The 14,730-nt window shown below is 65.2% G+C and carries 11 protein-coding genes; 9 read left to right on the top strand and 2 right to left on the bottom strand.

Annotated features, from left to right (window positions below):
* Positions 1–133 precede the first annotated feature (133 nt).
* From sucC to HAP48_RS14145, 8 genes are all read left to right on the top strand, one after another.
* The gene (gene sucC, locus HAP48_RS14180) at positions 134–1,330 is read left to right on the top strand and encodes an ADP-forming succinate--CoA ligase subunit beta (RefSeq protein WP_166213282.1); all 1,197 of its coding nucleotides are present in this window, start codon (positions 134–136) and stop codon (positions 1,328–1,330) included.
* 2 nt (positions 1,331–1,332) lie between these two features.
* Positions 1,333–1,809 (top strand): DUF1579 family protein, encoded by a 477-nt coding sequence (locus HAP48_RS14175; protein WP_029081327.1) that lies wholly within the window; start codon positions 1,333–1,335, stop codon positions 1,807–1,809.
* A gap of 33 nt (positions 1,810–1,842) precedes the next feature.
* Positions 1,843–2,724 carry a succinate--CoA ligase subunit alpha gene (gene sucD / locus HAP48_RS14170; protein ID WP_166213283.1) on the top strand — a complete coding sequence of 294 codons (882 nt, stop codon included), beginning with the start codon at positions 1,843–1,845 and terminating at the stop codon, positions 2,722–2,724.
* A gap of 260 nt (positions 2,725–2,984) precedes the next feature.
* Positions 2,985–5,945, top strand: a complete 2,961-nt coding sequence (locus tag HAP48_RS14165; protein ID WP_166213284.1) for a 2-oxoglutarate dehydrogenase E1 component — start codon at positions 2,985–2,987, stop codon at positions 5,943–5,945.
* Between the two features lie 151 nt (positions 5,946–6,096).
* On the top strand, positions 6,097–7,344 hold the full coding sequence (gene odhB / locus HAP48_RS14160; RefSeq protein WP_166213285.1) for a 2-oxoglutarate dehydrogenase complex dihydrolipoyllysine-residue succinyltransferase: 1,248 nt from the start codon (positions 6,097–6,099) through the stop codon (positions 7,342–7,344).
* A gap of 71 nt (positions 7,345–7,415) precedes the next feature.
* Entirely contained in the window at positions 7,416–8,165 is a 750-nt protein-coding gene (locus HAP48_RS14155; protein WP_166213286.1) for an SDR family oxidoreductase, read from the top strand.
* Positions 8,166–8,347: 182 nt separating this feature from the next.
* The gene (gene lpdA, locus HAP48_RS14150) at positions 8,348–9,748 is read left to right on the top strand and encodes a dihydrolipoyl dehydrogenase (RefSeq protein ID WP_166213287.1); all 1,401 of its coding nucleotides are present in this window, start codon (positions 8,348–8,350) and stop codon (positions 9,746–9,748) included.
* Between the two features lie 39 nt (positions 9,749–9,787).
* Entirely contained in the window at positions 9,788–10,327 is a 540-nt protein-coding gene (locus HAP48_RS14145; RefSeq protein WP_166213288.1) for a hypothetical protein, read from the top strand.
* Between the two features lie 191 nt (positions 10,328–10,518).
* On the opposite strand, the gene HAP48_RS14140 is transcribed toward HAP48_RS14145, so the two are convergent.
* Both HAP48_RS14140 and HAP48_RS14135 read right to left on the bottom strand, forming a co-directional pair.
* Positions 10,519–11,109, bottom strand: a complete 591-nt coding sequence (locus tag HAP48_RS14140; RefSeq protein ID WP_166213289.1) for a DUF4337 domain-containing protein — start codon at positions 11,107–11,109, stop codon at positions 10,519–10,521.
* Positions 11,110–11,270: 161 nt separating this feature from the next.
* Complete coding sequence (locus HAP48_RS14135; RefSeq protein WP_166213290.1) at positions 11,271–12,242, bottom strand: tyrosine recombinase XerC; 972 nt, start codon at positions 12,240–12,242, stop codon at positions 11,271–11,273.
* Positions 12,243–12,465: 223 nt separating this feature from the next.
* Here HAP48_RS14135 and HAP48_RS14130 point away from each other — a divergent pair, with 223 nt between their 5' ends.
* The gene (locus HAP48_RS14130; RefSeq protein ID WP_166213291.1) at positions 12,466–14,676 is read left to right on the top strand and encodes a primosomal protein N'; all 2,211 of its coding nucleotides are present in this window, start codon (positions 12,466–12,468) and stop codon (positions 14,674–14,676) included.
* Positions 14,677–14,730: the final 54 nt, after the last annotated feature.

Below are 14,730 nucleotides of genomic sequence, written 5' to 3'. Positions count from 1 at the left end.
GGTTCCGAGCGCCTGTCGGGTGCAAGGTGATGAAATTCCGGCGAATTTTCTAGTTGCACGAGGCCTGGTATATGGTATGCCAGATTCAGGCTGACGTGAAGTTCGCCGCACGAGGGTTTGGGAGCGACGATCGATGAATATCCATGAATACCAGGCCAAGGCTCTGCTGCATGAATTCGGCGTGCCGATCTCGCGCGGCGTGCCGGTGCTGAAGGCTGAAGAAGCCGACGCGGCGGCCAAGCAGCTTCCCGGCCCGATCTGGGTGGTGAAGAGCCAGATCCATGCCGGCGGCCGCGGCAAGGGCAAGTTCAAGGAAGCATCCGCCGGCGACAAGGGCGGTGTCCGGATCGCCAAGTCGGTCGCCGAGGTCGACGCGTTCGCCAAGCAGATGCTCGGCGCGACCCTAGTCACGGTGCAGACCGGCCCGCACGGCAAGCAGGTCAACCGCCTCTACATCGAGGAAGGCTCCGAGATCGACAAGGAGTTCTATCTCTCGATCCTGGTCAATCGCGAGACCTCCGAAATCTCCTTCGTGGTGTCGACCGAAGGCGGCGTCAACATCGAAGAGGTCGCGCATTCGACCCCGGAAAAGATCGTCTCGTTCTCGGTCGATCCCGCCACCGGCATCATGCCGCACCACGGCCGCACCGTCGCCGAGGCGCTGAAGCTGAAGGGCGATCTTGCCAAGCAGGCCGAGAAGCTGACCGGCCAGCTCTACACCGCCTTCGCCGCCAAGGACATGGCGATGCTCGAGATCAACCCGCTCGTCGTCACCAAGCAGGGCCAGCTCCGCGTGCTCGACGCCAAGGTGTCGTTCGACAGCAACGCGCTCTATCGTCACCCGGACGTGGTGGCGCTGCGCGACGAGACCGAGGAGGACGCCAAGGAAATCGAGGCGTCGAAATACGACCTCAACTATGTCGCGCTCGACGGCACGATCGGCTGCATGGTCAACGGCGCCGGCCTCGCCATGGCGACCATGGACATCATCAAGCTCTACGGCATGGAGCCGGCGAACTTCCTCGACGTCGGCGGCGGCGCCAGCGTGGAGAAGGTCGCGGCCGCGTTCAAGATCATCACCGCCGATCCGAACGTGAAGGGCATCCTGGTCAACATCTTCGGCGGCATCATGAAGTGCGACGTGATCGCCGAAGGCGTGGTCGCCGCGGTGAAGCAGGTCGGCCTCAAGGTGCCGCTGGTGGTGCGCCTCGAAGGCACCAATGTCGAGCAGGGCAAGAAGATCATCCGCGAGAGCGGCCTCAACGTCCTGCCCGCCGACAATCTCGATGACGCAGCACAGAAGATCGTGAAAGCCGTCAAGGGAGGCTAACGATGGCCGGTCATCTCGACGCTCCGACACCGCTGGAAGAACACCGCAAGCTCGCGGTTTTCGCGGGCGAGTGGAATGGCGAAGAGATGGTCTATCCGTCGCGCTGGACCGCGGGCGGTCCGGCGAGCTCGCATGTCGTCGCGCGCATCGCGCTCAACGGTTTCTACCTGATCCAGGACAGCGTGCAGACCCGCGACGGCAAGGAGAGCTTCGCCACCCACGGCGTCTTCACCTACGACCGCGACGATCGGGCCTACAAATTGTTCTGGCACGATTCGCTCGGCTACTATCCGCCGTCGCCGGCGTCCGGCGGCTGGGCGGGCAAGTCGCTGATCCTGGTGCGCGGTTCGTTGCGCGGCAACGCCCGTCATGTCTACGAGGTCGTCGACGACAACACCTACAACATGAAAATCCAATTCTCGCCTGACGCGGAAGGGTGGGCCGACGTGCTCACCGGCGTCTACCGGCGTGTTCACTGAAACCCTTCACCGCTCGTCTCGCGAAAGCATCCCATGTCCATTCTGATCGACAAGAACACCAAGGTCATCTGCCAGGGCTTCACCGGCAAGAACGGTACATTCCACTCGGAAGCGGCGATCGCTTACGGCACCAAGATGGTCGGCGGCGTGGCGCCGGGCAAAGGCGGCTCGACCCATCTCAACCTGCCGGTGTTCGACACCGTCGCGGAGGCGCGTGCGAAGACCGGCGCCGACGCCAGCGTGGTCTATGTTCCGCCGCCGGGCGCGGCGGATGCGATCTGCGAGGCGATCGATGCGGAGATCCCGCTGATCGTCTGCATCACCGAGGGCATTCCGGTGCTCGACATGGTGCGCGTGAAGCGCTCGCTGTCCGGCTCCAAGTCGCGGCTGATCGGGCCGAACTGCCCCGGCGTGATGACCGCCGGCGAGTGCAAAATCGGCATCATGCCGGCCAACATCTTCAAGCCCGGCTCGGTCGGCATCGTCTCCCGCTCCGGCACCCTGACCTATGAGGCTGTGTTCCAGACCACCCAGGAGGGCCTCGGCCAGACCACCGCGGTCGGCATCGGCGGCGATCCGGTCAAGGGCACCGAGTTTATCGACGTGCTGGAGATGTTCCTGGCCGACGAGAAAACCAAGTCGATCGTCATGATCGGCGAAATCGGCGGCTCCGCCGAGGAAGACGCCGCCCAGTTCCTCAAGGACGAGGCCAAGCGCGGCCGCAAGAAGCCGATGGTTGGCTTCATCGCCGGTGTCACCGCACCTCCCGGCCGCCGCATGGGCCATGCCGGTGCGATCATCTCCGGCGGCAAGGGCGACGCCGGCTCCAAGACCGCGGCGATGGAAGCGGCCGGCATCAGGGTGTCGCCGTCGCCGGCGCGGCTCGGGCACACGCTCGCGGAGATGCTGAAGTAGCCGCCTTCGGGCGAGGTTCCCTTCGGGGTATGGCGCGGTTTCCGGCGGGTTCCCGTCCGGGAACCGCGCATTTTTACGCGCATTACCCGCCGATCGGGCGGATCAATAAAATATGAAACCATATTCATTTCTTGGTTCTTTTAGGCAGGAATATCTGTCCTAGATAGGGTAAAGGGTAACGACCCAGCCGGCGCTCTTCTCAGACCGGCACTTGCGCCGTCTTCCACGCGCGAACCGAAAAAAATCACCAGGACTGCCTCATGTCTCGCCAAGACGCGAACGCCGCTTTTGCTCTCTCATCCTTCCTGCAGGGTACCAACGCCGCCTACATCGACGACCTCTACGCCCGCTACGAGCAGGACCCGTCGTCGGTCGACGCCGAATGGCAGGATTTCTTCAAAAGTCTGAAGGACGCCCCGGCCGACGTCCAGAAGAACGCCGAGGGCGCCTCGTGGGGCCGCGACAACTGGCCGGTGACGCCGCGCGATGAGCTGACCTCGGCGCTCGACGGCAACTGGGCCCAGGTCGAGAAGGCGGTCGGCACCAAGCTCGCCGCCAAGGCGCAGGCCAAGGGCGCCGCGCTCTCCGACACCGACGTGCATCAGGCCACCCGCGATTCGGTTCGCGCCCTGATGCTGATCCGCGCCTACCGGATGCGCGGCCATTTCCACGCCAAGCTCGACCCGCTCGGCATCGAGGCGCCGCGCGACCGCGAGGAGCTCGACCCGCGCTCCTATGGCTTCACCGAGGCGGACTTCGATCGCAAGATCTTCCTCGACCACGTGCTCGGCCTCGAATACGGCACGCTGCGCGAGATCGTGCAGATCTGCGAGCGCACCTATTGCCAGACGCTCGGCGTCGAGTTCATGCACATCTCCAACGCCGCGCAGAAGGCGTGGATCCAGGAGCGCATCGAGGGGCCGGACAAGGAGATCAGCTTCACGCCGGAGGGGCGCCGGGCGATCCTCAACAAGCTGATCGAGGCGGACGGCTTCGAGAAGTTCTGCGACACCAAGTTCACCGGCACCAAGCGCTTCGGTCTCGACGGCGGCGAATCGCTGATCCCGGCGCTCGAGCAGATCATCAAGCGCGGCGGCAATCTCGGCGTGAAGGAGATCGTGGTCGGCATGCCGCATCGCGGCCGCCTCAACGTGCTGACCCAGGTGATGGGCAAGCCGCACCGCGCGCTGTTCCATGAATTCAAGGGCGGCTCGGCCAATCCGGACTCGGTCGAAGGCTCCGGCGACGTCAAGTATCACCTCGGCGCGTCCTCGGACCGCGAGTTCGACGGCAACAACATCCATCTGTCGCTGACCGCCAATCCGTCGCATCTCGAGATCGTCGATCCCGTCGTGATGGGCAAGGTGCGCGCCAAGCAGGATCAGCACGGCGATCCGCCCGACATGCGGATCTCGGTGCTGCCGCTCCTGATGCACGGCGACGCGGCGTTCGCGGGCCAGGGCGTGGTGGCGGAATGCTTCAGCCTGTCCGACCTGAAGGGCTACCGCACCGGCGGCTCGCTGCACTTCATCGTCAACAACCAGATCGGCTTCACCACCTATCCGCGCTACTCGCGTTCGTCGCCCTATCCGTCCGACGTGGCGAAGATGATCGATGCGCCGATTTTCCACGTGAACGGCGACGATCCGGAGGCCGTGGTGTTCGCGGCCAAGGTCGCGATCGAGTTCCGGCAGAAATTCCACAAGCCGGTCGTGATCGACATGTTCTGCTACCGTCGCCACGGCCACAACGAGGGCGACGAGCCGGCGTTTACCCAGCCGGTGATGTACAAGCGGATCGCCTCGCATCCGTCGACGCTGGAGATCTACGCCAAGCGGCTGGTCGCCGACGGCGTGTTGACCGAGGGCGAGGTTGAGAAGGCCAAGGCCGATTGGCGCGCGCGGCTCGATGCCGAGCTCGAAGCCGGCTCGGGCTACAAGCCGAACAAGGCCGACTGGCTCGACGGCAAATGGGCAGGATTCAAGTCGGCCGATCAGGAAGAAGACGCGCGCCGTGGCATCACCGGCGTCGATCTCGCGGTGCTCAAGGACATCGGCCGCAAGATCACCAACGTGCCGGACGGCTTCCGCGCCCACCGCACCATCCAGCGCTTCCTCGACAATCGCGCCAAGGCGATCGACACCGGCGTCGGCATCGACTGGGCGACCGGCGAGGCGCTGGCGTTCTGCACGCTGCTGCAGGAGGGCCATCATGTGCGCCTGTCCGGCCAGGATTCCGAACGCGGCACCTTCTCGCAGCGCCATTCGGTCCTGATCGACCAGGAGGACGAGAGCCGCTACACGCCGTTCAACCATCTCGGCGGCGAGGATACGGGCCACTACGAGGTCATCAACTCGCTGCTGTCGGAAGAGGCGGTGCTCGGCTTCGAGTACGGCTACTCGCTCGCCGAGCCGAACGCGCTGACGCTCTGGGAAGCGCAGTTCGGCGATTTCGCCAATGGTGCGCAGGTGGTGTTCGACCAGTTCATCTCCTCGGGCGAACGCAAATGGCTGCGCATGTCGGGCCTCGTCTGCCTGCTGCCGCACGGCTACGAAGGGCAGGGACCGGAGCACTCCTCCGCGCGCCTCGAGCGCTACCTGCAGATGTGCGCCGAGGACAATATGCAGGTGGTCTATCCGACCACGCCGGCGAACTACTTCCACGCGCTGCGGCGCCAGCTGCATCGCGAAATCCGCAAGCCGCTGATCCTGATGACGCCGAAATCGCTGCTGCGTCACAAGCGCGCCGTGTCGCGGCTCGACGAACTCGGCGAGAACGCCACGTTCCACCGCATCCTGTACGATGACGCGCAGATGCTGCCGGACGAGAAGATCAAGCTGGTGCCCGACGACAAGATCCGTCGCGTCGTGCTGTGCTCCGGCAAGGTCTATTACGATCTGTACGAGGAGCGCGAGAAGCGCGGCATCGACGACATCTATCTGATGCGCATCGAGCAGCTGTATCCGGTGCCGCTGAAGGCGCTGGTGCAGGAGCTCGGCCGCTTCAAGAATGCCGAGGTGGTCTGGTGTCAGGAAGAGCCCCGCAACATGGGCTCCTGGCACTTCATCGAGCCCTACCTGGAATGGGTGCTGAACCAGATCCACGCAGCCAACAGGCGGCCGCGCTATGCCGGCCGTCCGGCGTCGGCGGCGACCGCCACCGGCCTGATGTCGAAACATCTGGCGCAGCTCAAGGCGCTGCTCGACGACGCACTGAACTAACGATCTTCACCAACACCATGCCCCGCGAAAGCGGGGCATCCGGTATCCCGTCATCCAGCACAAGCGCTGTCGTCACGGAGTACCGGATCGTTCGCTTTGGCGGCGGTGGCGAGACAAGTTTTACGACCGCAAGGTTATCGGGGAAAAGACCATGACTGAAATTCGCGTTCCAACGCTCGGGGAATCCGTGACCGAGGCCACGATCGGCCGCTGGTTCAAGAAGGCCGGTGAGGCCGTCGCGGTGGACGAACCGTTGGTGGAGCTGGAGACCGACAAGGTCACCATCGAGGTGCCAGCGCCGGTCGCCGGTACGCTCGGCGAGATCATCGCAAGGGATGGCGAGACCGTCGCCGTCGGCGCACTGCTCGGCCAGATCAATGACGGCGCTGCCCCGGCCAAGCAGGCTGCTGCCGCTGCGCCCGCCAAGGCTGCCGCGCCGGCCGCTGCGGCGGCTGCCGCCGCTCCCGCACCGGCTGCGCCCAAGGTGCCGCCGGCGGATGCGCCGCTCGCGCCTTCGGTGCGCAAGCTGTCCGCCGAAAGCGGCGTCGATGCTTCCACGGTCCCCGGTTCGGGCAAGGACGGCCGCGTCACCAAGGGCGACATGCTGGCCGCGATCGAGAAGGCCGCTTCGGCGCCGACCCCGGTCAACCAGCCGGCTGCCGCGGTGCAGGTCCGTGCCCCGTCGCCGGCCGACGACGCCGCGCGCGAGGAACGGGTGAAGATGACCCGGCTGCGCCAGACCATCGCGCGCCGCCTGAAGGACGTGCAGAACACCGCCGCGATGCTGACGACCTTCAACGAGGTCGACATGACCGAGGTGATGAAGCTGCGCGCCCTCTACAAGGACACGTTCGAGAAGAAGCACGGCTCGAAGCTCGGCTTCATGGGCTTCTTCACCAAGGCCGTCGTGCAGGGCCTGAAGGACATTCCCGCCGTCAACGCCGAGATCGACGGCACCGACCTGATCTACAAGAACTACTATCACATCGGCGTTGCGGTCGGCACCGACCGCGGCCTGGTGGTGCCGGTGGTGCGCGACTGCGACCACAAGTCGATCGCCGAGATCGAGAAGGGAATCGCCGATTTCGGCCGCCGCGCCCGCGACGGCCAGCTCAAGATCGACGAGATGCAGGGCGGCACCTTCACCATCACCAATGGCGGCATCTACGGCTCGCTGATGTCGACGCCGATCCTCAACGCGCCGCAGTCCGGCATCCTCGGCATGCACAAGATCCAGGAGCGGCCGATGGTGGTCGGCGGCAAGATCGAGGTGCGGCCGATGATGTATCTGGCGCTGTCCTACGATCACCGCGTGATCGACGGCAAGGAGGCGGTCACCTTCCTGGTGCGCGTCAAGGAGAGCCTGGAGGATCCGGCCCGCCTGGTGCTGGACCTGTAAGGTCATTCGCGCGCGGCGCCCGATTACCTCGGGCGTCGCGTTCTGTTGGGTGCTTACGTTTGGGGATCAATGTGACGGATAAGGTCGTTGTCATCACCGGCGGTAGCCGCGGCATCGGCCGCGCCACCGCGCTCGCTGCTGCCGCGCGCGGCTATCGCATCGTGGTCGGCTATGCGTCCAATCAGGCGGCGGCCAATGAGGTCGTCGCCGCGATCGAGGCCAGGAACGGCAAGGCGATCGCAGTGAAATGCGATGTCGGCAGCGAGCAGGACATCCTGGCGCTGTTCAAGGCCGCCGATAGCTTCGGAACGCTCGGCGCGCTCGTCAACAATGCCGGCATCGTCGGCAAGAGCGGCGTGCGTGTCGACGAGATGTCGGCCGAGCGCATCCAGCAAATGATGGCGGTCAACGTCACCGGCAGCATCTTGTGCGCGCGCGAGGCGGTGAAGCGGATGTCGACCAAGCACGGCGGCGAGGGCGGCGTCATCGTCAACCTCTCCTCGGTCGCGGCGCGGCTCGGCGCGCCCAACACCTATGTCGACTATGCGGCCTCCAAAGGGGCGATCGATTCCTTCACGGTCGGCCTCGGCTACGAAGTCGCCGGTGAAGGCATCCGCGTTGCGGGAATCCGGCCCGGACTGATCGATACCGACATCCACGCCGCGGGTGGCGAGCCCGATCGCGCGCATCGGCTTGCCCATATGGTGCCGATGAAGCGCGTCGGCACCGCCGACGAGATCGCAAACGCCATCGTTTGGCTGATCTCGGACGAGGCCTCCTACGTCACCAGCGCGATCCTCGACGTGTCGGGCGGTCGCTAGAGCGTTTTCGCGCGAAGTGGGTACCGGTTCGCGTCAAGAAAACGCGTCAAGACAAGAACCTGGAGCCCCGTTCCGATTCAATCGGAACGGGGCTCCAGAACACGATCAAGAAGCGGGAAGCGGTCTTCCGACGAGGTCGCGCCCGCCCAACTGTCACAGAGTTTAGCTACAGGACCTCAATCATGGCTTCTTACGATCTCGTCGTCATCGGCACTGGCCCCGGCGGTTACGTCTGCGCGATCCGCGCGGCGCAGCTCGGCATGAAGGTTGCCGTCGTCGAGAAGGATGCGACGCTGGGCGGCACTTGCCTCAATGTCGGCTGCATGCCGTCGAAGGCGCTGCTGCACGCCTCCGAGATGTTCGAGGAGGCCGCGCACTCCTTCGCCAAGATGGGCGTCAGTGTCCCGGCGCCGAAGCTCGATCTGCCCGCGATGATGAACTTCAAGCAGCAGGGCATCGACGGCAACGTCAAAGGCGTCGAATTCCTGATGAAGAAGAACAAGATCGACGTGCTCAAGGGCACCGGCAAGATCCTCGGCGCCGGCAAGGTCGAGGTCTCCGGCGACGGCAAGACCGAGACCGTCGAGACCAAGAACATCGTGATCGCCACCGGCTCCGATATCGCGCGCCTGAAGGGCATCGAGATCGACGAGAAGCGCATCGTGTCGTCGACCGGCGCGCTGTCGCTGGAGAAAGTGCCGGAGAAATTGTTGATCATCGGCGCCGGGGTGATCGGGCTTGAGCTCGGCTCGGTCTGGCGGCGTCTCGGTGCGGACGTCATGGTCGTGGAATTTCTCGACCGCATCCTGCCCGGCATGGACGGCGAAGTGGCAAAACAATTTCAGCGCATGCTGGAGAAGCAGGGCTTTGTCTTCAAGCTCGGCGCCAAGGTCACCGCGGTCGACACCTCGGGCAAGACGCTGCAGGCCAAGATCGAGCCGGCCGCCGGCGGTGCCGCGGAAACCATCGAAGCCGACGTCGTGCTCGTCTGCATCGGCCGCGTGCCCTACACCGAGGGGCTCGGGCTGAAGGAGGCCGGCGTTGCGCTCGACAATCGCGGCCGGGTTGAGATCGACGCGCACTTCTCGACCAATGTGAAGGGCATCTACGCCATCGGCGACGTCGTGGCCGGGCCGATGCTTGCGCACAAGGCGGAAGACGAAGGCGTTGCCTGTGCCGAGATCATCGCGGGTCAGGCCGGCCACGTGAACTACGATGTCATTCCAGGTGTTGTGTATACCACGCCGGAAGTGTCGTCGGTCGGCAAGACCGAGGAAGACCTCAAGCAGGCCGGCGTCGCGTATACCGTCGGCAAATTCCCGTTCACTGCAAACGGCCGCTCCAAGGTCAACCAGACCACCGACGGCTTCGTGAAGGTTCTCGCAGATGCGAAGACGGATCGGGTGCTCGGCGTGCACATTGTCGGCCGGGAAGCCGGCGAAATGATCCATGAAGCCTGCGTTCTGATGGAATTCGGCGGATCGGCGGAAGATCTGGCCCGCACGTGCCACGCGCATCCGACCCGCTCCGAGGCGATCAAGGAAGCCGCGCTTGCGGTCGGCAAGCGCGCCATCCATATGTGATCGAACATCCGGCGCGCGTGCCGGGTAGAGATCATAGTGATGCTGCGCCGCCTGCTTCAGCCGTTCTGGGTCCTGCTTGCGATCATCTTCCTGATCGAGGCCTGGCTATGGGACCACGTCGAGCCGATCGTGGCGCGGGTGGTCGCGTGGATTCCGCTGCGCGCGCTCAAGCAATGGCTTGCCGACCGGGTCGATTCGCTGTCGCCGGCGATGACGCTGATCGTCTTCGTCGTGCCGGTCATCCCGCTGTTTCCGCTGAAGCTGGTCGGGCTCTGGCTGTTGGCGAACCAATACTGGCTCAGCGCAGTCTCGCTGATCCTGTTCGCCAAGATCGTCGGCGTCGGCGTGACGGCGTTCCTGTTCGACGTGACGCGGCCGAAGCTGCTGGAGATGCCCTGGTTCGAGGCACTCTATAATTTCGTCATGGGGCTGCGCGCCAAGGCCACCGCGCTGGTCGAACCGATCAAGCGGCGCATCCTCGAGATGATCCGCGGCGACGGCGACGGCTGGTCGGCGCGTACGCTGCGCCTGATCGCGCGCTTCCGCAAAAGCGTGCATGAGACCAGCAAGGTTCTCTAAGCAGCGCTTTTACCCCGTCATCCTGAGGTGCGAGCCTTGCGGTGCGCTTGCACCGCTGGGCGAGCCTCGAAGGATGGACGGCCCGGCCGGTGGCCGTCGATCCTTCGAGACGCGCGCAAGGGCGCGCTCCTCCAGCGATAAAGGCGAAGCCTTTGCGCGGGGATGACGGTCCGAAAGCAGAGCCCAGCCCTTCAATGCAGATGCAGCAAATGCGGCTGGAACAGGCCGAGCAGCGTCATCACGATGCCGGCCAGCGTGACCAGACCCGACACCCAGGCCAGCGCGATGATGCCCGTGATGATCGTCGCTGACGCCAGCACGATCGCGATCTGGAAGGCGGCGGAGGCCAGCTCGAAGTGATGATACTTCGCGGTGGCCTCGTCGCGCTCATGCTCGGCGTGCTTGGCGCGTTCGGCGAGTTGCTCTGAACCCTCGCCGGTCTCCGGCTCCGAACGATAGCGCGCCGCGGTCTTCTGCCAGTCGTCGATCTGCTTCTGCAACGCAGCCCTGGCCGCCTCGTCGGTGGTGGTCGCGAGGTTCAGCTTGCCCTGATCGGCCGCGGTCTGCACCGCGGTACGGCGGGTGCTCTTGGCCTGGAAGAAGGCCCAGAGGTTGGACGCCTCGACGTTCTTGCTGATCGATTCGGTCTGGGCGCCCTTGCCGAGCGTCTCCGACAGCGCCAGGCAGAGCGCGATCACGGCGATCAGGAGTGCGATTTTCTTGTTCTCACCCGACGCATGCTCGGCATGCTCCGCGTGCTCCATACTTTCATGTGCGCTCATGATTCCCCTCCGGATGAGACCGCGCCACGATTGCCGAATGCAGCGCACAAGGCAAGGGGCGGGCGGTTTGTGGCAGTCCTATGAATATGAACGGCGCATGATGAACCGCGCATTGATGGGGAGCGAAGCCCGCGCCGTGTTCTGAACTCAGATCCGGGCGTTCAGCCGCGCGGGTGCGCGGAGCGATAGACTTCGAGCAGGCGCTCGCTGTCGATGCCGGTGTAGATCTGCGTGGTCGACAGCGACGCGTGGCCGAGCAATTCCTGGATCGCACGCAAATCGCCGCCGCGGCTGAGCAGATGGGTGGCGAAGGAGTGCCGCAACGCATGCGGCGTCGCGCTGTCGGGCAGGCCGAGCGCGCCGCGCAGCCGCTCCATGGTGAGCTGGATGATGCGCGGGCTTAAGGGGCCGCCGCGGGCGCCTATGAACATCGGCCCGGTCGGGCTGAGCTGGTGCGGGCAGATCGCCGCATAGTCCGCGATCAACTGCAGCACGTTCTGCAGCACCGGCACCATGCGGGTCTTGTTGCCCTTGCCGGTCACGACAAGCACGTCGCCTTCGCCCGGCTTCGGCACGTCGCGGCGCTTCAGGCCGAGCGCCTCGGAGATGCGCAGGCCCGAACCGTAGAGCAGCGCCATGACGGCGGCATCACGCACCAGAATCCAGGTCTCGCGGGTTTCGTCAGCGCGCTCGTCGGCGTCGGTAAAGCGTTTGGCCGCTTCGATATGGATCGGCTTCGGCAGGCTCTTCGCCACTTTGGGCGCGCGGATCGCCGACAGCGCGCCGACCTTGCCCTTGCCTTCGCGTTCCAGGAAACGTCCGAACGAGCGCAGGCCCGCCAGCGCCCGCATCAGCGATCGCCCGCCGATCTCGTCTGCGCGGCGCATCGCCATGAAGGCGCGGACATCGCTCGCCTCGAGCGCGGAAAATGCCTTGAGCGTCACGCGCGCGCCCCAGTGTTCGGCGAGGAAAGCCAGGCATTGGCGTACATCGCGGGCGTAGGCCTCGAGCGTCTTCGGCGACAGTCGCCGCTCGGCACGCAGATGCGACAGCCAGCGCGTCATCTCCTGCGTGACTGAGGCGTCGGCGCAGTCGAGCTCGATCGGTTGAATGGGCTGATCGGTCCGGGCCATGTCCGTCTCTTAAGGGCTATTGGCGCTGCGATTCTCCTGATTATATCGCACTGCCTTCGTTTACCGTTCGCTAAAGCGGCGCAGCGGTGTTAGAGCGTTTTCGAGCGAAGTGGGCACCGGTTCGCGTGAAGAAAACGCGTCAAAACAAGAAGCTAGAGCTTCGGTTCTGATTTAATCAGAACCGAAAATGCTCTAGCCCGTTTCGGTTCAAAGTTCTGATTCAATGGATCACACCACACGCCCCGGCCCAGCCGCAGCATCGACGACAGGCGTCGTCGACGTGCTGGTGCCTGTCGCGTTGAACCAGACCTATTCCTACCGCGTGCCGCGCGGCATGGAGCTTGCGCCCGGCGACGTGATCTGCGTTCCGCTCGGGCCACGCGAGGTCGTCGCGGTGGTGTGGGCCGAGAATGCCAGGCCCGATCCGCGGCTGCACAACCGGCTCAAGGACGTCAGCGAGAAGCTCGATGTTCCGCCGCTGAAGGCGGAGCTGCGCCAGCTCATCGACTGGGTCTCCAATTACACACTGTCGGCACGCGGCATGGTGCTGCGGATGACGCTGCGGATGGGCGAAAATCTCGGGCCCGAGCGGATGCGCCTCGGGGTGCGCCTGGTCGGCGAGCCGCCGCGGCGCCTGACACCGGCGCGCCGGCGGGTGATCGAGGTGCTGTCGGACCGGTTGCTGCACGGCAAGTCGGAGGCGGCGCGGGAGGCCGGCGTCAGTTCCGGCGTGATCGACGGCCTGGTCGACGAAGGCACGCTGACGGTCGAGGCCATGCCGCCGCCGGCGGCGCCACCTGTTCCGGATCCCTCCTATGCGCAGCCGGATTTTTCGCGCGAGCAACGCAGCGCGGTCGACGTGCTGCGGACACTGGCTGCGAGCGGCAGCTTTCACGTCGCGCTGCTCGACGGCGTCACCGGTTCCGGCAAGACCGAGGTCTATTTCGAGGCGATCGCCGAGAATATCCGCCGCGGCAAGCAGACGCTGATCCTGATGCCGGAAATCGCGCTGACCGGCCAGTTCCTCGACCGCTTTGCGCAGCGCTTCGGCGTGCGGCCGCTGGAATGGCATTCAGAGCTCACGCCGCGCACGCGGGCGCGCAACTGGGCTGCGATCTCCGAGGGCAAGGCGCCGGTCGTGGTCGGCGCCCGCTCCGCGTTGTTCCTGCCCTATGCCGATCTCGGCCTCATCATCGTTGATGAGGAGCATGACCAGGCCTACAAGCAGGACGAGGGCGCGCATTATCACGCGCGCGACATGGCGGTGGTCCGCGCCCATATCGCAAAGATCCCGATCGTGCTGGCGTCGGCGACGCCCTCGGTCGAGAGCGAGGTCAATGCGCGCAAGGGGCGCTACCAGCGCGTGGCGCTGCCATCGCGGTTCGGCGGCCAGCACATGCCGCATATCGAGGCGATCGACATGCGCCGCGCCCCACCGCCGCGCGGGCGCTTCATCTCGCCGGTGCTGGCCGAGCAAATTCGCCATGCGATCGAGCGCCGCGAGCAGGCGCTATTGTTCCTCAACCGCCGCGGTTACGCGCCGCTGACGCTGTGCCGCGCCTGCGGTCACCGCTTCGCCTGCACGATCTGCGATGCATGGCTGGTCGATCACAGATTCCGCCAGCGGCTGGTCTGTCATCACTGCGGCTTCTCGATGCCGCGCCCGAACATCTGCCCGCATTGCGCGGCCGAGGAATCGCTGGTCGCGGTCGGTCCCGGCGTCGAGCGCCTGCAGGAGGAGGCAGCTCACATCTTCCCCGAGGCCCGCACCATGGTGCTGTCGAGCGATCTCATCACCTCGATCGAAACCATGCGCAGCGAGCTGAACGAGATCGCCGAGGGCCGCGTCGACATCATCATCGGAACACAGCTGGTGGCGAAGGGGCACAACTTTCCGCGGCTCAACCTGGTCGGCGTCATCGATGCCGACCTCGGCTTGAGCAACGGCGATCCGCGCGCCGCCGAGCGGACGTTCCAGCTGCTGAACCAGGTGGTCGGCCGTGCCGGCCGCGATCAGGGCCGTGGCGTCGGCTATCTGCAGACGCACCAGCCTGAGCATCCCGTCATCAAGGCCTTGATCGCCAATGACCGCGAGGCGTTCTACGCCAGCGAGATCGAGATTCGCGAGCGCACCGGCTATCCGCCGTTCGGCCGACTGGCGAGCCTGATCGTGTCCGCTGGCGACCGTCCGACGGCGGAAGGCTTTGCCCGCAAACTCGCCGCGGTCGCGCCGCTCGATGAGCGGATCCAGGTGCTCGGCCCCGCCGAGGCGCCGCTTGCCGTCATCAAGGGCCGCTACCGCTTCCGCCTGCTGGTGAAGTCGCTGCGCAATGTCGACCTGTCGCAATATCTGCGCGAATGGCTTGAGGCGGGCCCGAAGACCAAGGGCAATCTGAAGCTCGAGGTCGACGTCGATCCGCAGAGCTTCCTTTAGGCAGCCCGCAAAGAAAAAAGCCTGCCGTCATTCTCGACGGCAGGCCTTTGGCGC

Origin of the sequence: Bradyrhizobium septentrionale (assembly GCF_011516645.4) — a bacterium.
In the GTDB taxonomy this organism is placed as follows: Bacteria; Pseudomonadota; Alphaproteobacteria; order Rhizobiales; family Xanthobacteraceae; genus Bradyrhizobium; species Bradyrhizobium septentrionale.
This window is presented reverse-complemented; position numbering and strand designations above follow the sequence as displayed.